Origin of the sequence: Streptomyces sp. SID3343 (genome assembly GCF_009865215.1) — a bacterium.
In the GTDB taxonomy this organism is placed as follows: domain Bacteria; phylum Actinomycetota; class Actinomycetes; order Streptomycetales; family Streptomycetaceae; genus Embleya.
Genome location: NZ_WWJX01001288.1, coordinates 1 through 1,563 on the forward strand (window position 1 = coordinate 1; position 1,563 = coordinate 1,563).

1 protein-coding gene is annotated in these 1,563 nt (G+C 71.7%); it reads left to right on the top strand.

Going from position 1 to position 1,563, the window contains the following annotated elements:
• The first annotated feature begins 461 nt into the window (after positions 1-461).
• A complete protein-coding gene (locus tag GT354_RS40265; protein ID WP_161361447.1) occupies positions 462-1,175 on the top strand; it encodes an HU family DNA-binding protein in 714 nt (237 codons plus the stop codon).
• Positions 1,176-1,563: the final 388 nt, after the last annotated feature.

Consider the following 1,563-nt stretch of genomic DNA (forward strand, 5'->3'; position numbering starts at 1 on the left):
CAGGACGCCGCGCTGCGGGGCGCCTTGTCGCTGGCCGCGCAACTGCTCGATGCCCCTGCGTACGGGGCTTCTTCGAGCCCGCCGGGACGGCCCGCGGCGTCCTGAGCCGGCACGACCGGGCACCGAACGCCCTTGCTGGGCCGGGGGTCGGCGGTATTCGGCCGACAGCGTGGGCCGTGTCGGCCGAACGGCTGGGAAAAATCGGGGTGGTTGCGCCGCCCGAGGCGCCCTTTCGGGGGTTCGCGAGGGTCCAAATGCGGGCCGTTTCAGTGGATTTCGTAGGCCGAACCGGGTGAACTCGGCCCGGACCGTGTCGTCTGCACCCGAATTGCCGTTTGCCCAACGGATTACCATCGTTCCGTTTTGGGCATTCGGGCTCGAGTCCTTCGACCGGCATACGCCGTTCGCGGGACGGGACGCACGCGACGACGACCAACGTCGTTACAACGAAAGGCACCCTCGTGAACAAGGCTCAGCTGGTGGAGAAGATCGCCGACCAGGTCGGCGGGCGGGTGGCGGCCGAAGCGGCCGTCGACGCGGTACTGGACACGATCGTGCGCGCGGTCGTCGCCGGGGAGCGGGTGTCGGTCACCGGGTTCGGCGCCTTCGAGAAGGTCGACCGTGCCGCCCGCTACGCCCGCAATCCTCAGACGGGCGAGCGCGTTCGGGTCAAGAAGACCTCCGTGCCGCGTTTCCGCCCCGGACAGGGCTTCAAGGAGCTGACCGGCGGCACCAAGAAGCTCCCGCGCGGCGGCGGCCTGTCCATCGCCAAGGCCCCGGCGGGCACCCTCACCGGCACCACGACGACCGGGGCCAAGAAGGCGGCGGCCAAGAAGACCACCGCCAAGAAGACGGCCACGAAGGCCGTCGCCAAGAAGGCCACCCGCAAGGTCACTTCGTCGACGACCGGCGCCAAGAAGACCACGGCCAAGACGACCGCCGCCCCTGCGGCGAAGAAGACCACGGCCAAGAAGGCCACCGCCAAGGCGACCCCGGCGAAGAAGACCACGGCAAAGAAGACCACCGCCAAGAAGACCACCCCGACGAAGAGCACCGCGAAGAAGACCACGGCCAAGACGACCGCCCGCAAGACCACCTCGGCGGCAGGCCGCTCCGGACCGGGCCGCGCGACCGCCGCCACCAAGCGCACCGCCGGTACGGCGAAGCGCGCCTGACCTCCCCGACCACACCCGCGCCCACACCGCGCGGCGCCGCGGCACCGCGGCGCCGGGGCGGGTGGGCAGGGGTAGGGGTAGGGGGAAGCACTCGGTTCGGCGGGTCGGCCGTTCGACCGTTCGGCGTTCGACCAGTCGGCGTTCGACCAGTCGGCGTTCGGGCAGTTCGGCGTCCGGGCAGTTCGGCGGTTCGTGAGTGGCGTGACCGGACGACCCTCGTGCGGGCCGCCGCGACGCGGGTTCGCGAGTCGCGATCGAACTCGGCGGCCAAGACGTGGTGGCGGGCCTGGTCGCAAACCCGTGCGAAGGGCGACGCGGTTGTGGTGGCGGGGCCGGCCGGGGCGAGCGGTTCGGCGTGGCGGGGCCGCACCCGCCCCGGACAGGCCCC